Origin of the sequence: Halomonas sp. GXIMD04776, assembly GCF_049808615.1 — a bacterium.
GTDB lineage: Bacteria > Pseudomonadota > Gammaproteobacteria > Pseudomonadales > Halomonadaceae > Modicisalibacter.
This window is the reverse complement of the sequence record NZ_JBNCAN010000045.1, coordinates 1-1746: the sequence shown is the minus strand read 5'-3', so window position 1 is coordinate 1746 and position 1746 is coordinate 1. Positions and strand designations below refer to the sequence as shown.

General features: G+C 56.2%; 1 rRNA gene. It reads right to left on the bottom strand.

What is annotated here, in order from left to right:
* Window positions 1-50: 50 nt before the first annotated feature.
* Window positions 51-1588: ribosomal RNA gene (locus ACPF7Z_RS19150) — 16S ribosomal RNA — on the bottom strand.
* Window positions 1589-1746: the final 158 nt, after the last annotated feature.

The window sequence follows — 1746 nt, the reverse complement described above, 5'->3', positions numbered from 1 at the left end:
TTGATCAGGTAATTGATGTGAGCACTTGCCAGGACACAGTGATCGTCGATTAAGGAGGTGATCCAGCCGCAGGTTCCCCTACGGCTACCTTGTTACGACTTCACCCCAGTCATGAACCACACCGTGGTGATCGCCCTCCGAAGTTAGGCTAACCACTTCTGGTGCAGTCCACTCCCATGGTGTGACGGGCGGTGTGTACAAGGCCCGGGAACGTATTCACCGTGACATTCTGATTCACGATTACTAGCGATTCCGACTTCACGGAGTCGAGTTGCAGACTCCGATCCGGACTGAGGCCGGCTTTATGGGATTCGCTTGAGCTCGCGCTGTCGCTGCCCTTTGTACCGGCCATTGTAGCACGTGTGTAGCCCTACCCGTAAGGGCCATGATGACTTGACGTCGTCCCCACCTTCCTCCGGTTTGTCACCGGCAGTCTCCTTAGAGTTCCCGACCGAATCGCTGGCAAATAAGGATAGGGGTTGCGCTCGTTACGGGACTTAACCCAACATTTCACAACACGAGCTGACGACAGCCATGCAGCACCTGTCTCTGCGCTCCCGAAGGCACCCCGGAATCTCTTCCGGGTTCGCAGGATGTCAAGGGTAGGTAAGGTTCTTCGCGTTGCATCGAATTAAACCACATGCTCCACCGCTTGTGCGGGCCCCCGTCAATTCATTTGAGTTTTAACCTTGCGGCCGTACTCCCCAGGCGGTCGACTTATCGCGTTAACTGCGCCACTAAGAACTCAAGGCTCCCAACGGCTAGTCGACATCGTTTACGGCGTGGACTACCAGGGTATCTAATCCTGTTTGCTACCCACGCTTTCGCACCTCAGTGTCAGTGTCAGGCCAGAAGGCCGCCTTCGCCACCGGTATTCCTCCCGATCTCTACGCATTTCACCGCTACACCGGGAATTCTACCTTCCTCTCCTGCACTCGAGTCGCCCCGTTCCGGATGCCATTCCCAGGTTGAGCCCAGGGCTTTCACACCCGGCGTGAACGACCACCTACGCGCGCTTTACGCCCAGTAATTCCGATTAACGCTTGCACCCTCCGTATTACCGCGGCTGCTGGCACGGAGTTAGCCGGTGCTTCTTCTGTGGGTGATGTCCTTCCTCGGGGCTATTAACCCCAAGGCCTTCTTCCCCACTGAAAGTGCTTTACAACCCGAAAGCCTTCTTCACACACGCGGCATGGCTGGATCAGGCTTGCGCCCATTGTCCAATATTCCCCACTGCTGCCTCCCGTAGGAGTTCGGGCCGTGTCTCAGTCCCGATGTGGCTGATCATCCTCTCAGACCAGCTACGGATCGTCGCCTTGGTGAGCCCTTACCTCACCAACCAGCTAATCCGACATAGGCTCATCCAATAGTGCGAGGCCAAATGGTCCCCCGCTTTCCCCCGTAGGGCGTATGCGGTATTAGCCTGGGTTTCCCCAGGTTATCCCCCGCTACTGGGTAGATTCCTATGCATTACTCACCCGTCCGCCGCTCGTCGGCAGGAAGCAAGCTTCCCCCGTTACCGCTCGACTTGCATGTGTTAAGCCTGCCGCCAGCGTTCAATCTGAGCCATGATCAAACTCTTCAGTTGATAGTCTGATAGTCCTTATAGCGGACCAAACTGGTTCAAGGTCAAACGTCTCGACGAGTCGCTTGCCTCGATTTCGGTGACTGCTCACCGCATCGCTCACAAGCGCCCACATGAATTACCTGATCAATTGTTAAAGAGCCGGCCGATGCCTCTCGGGT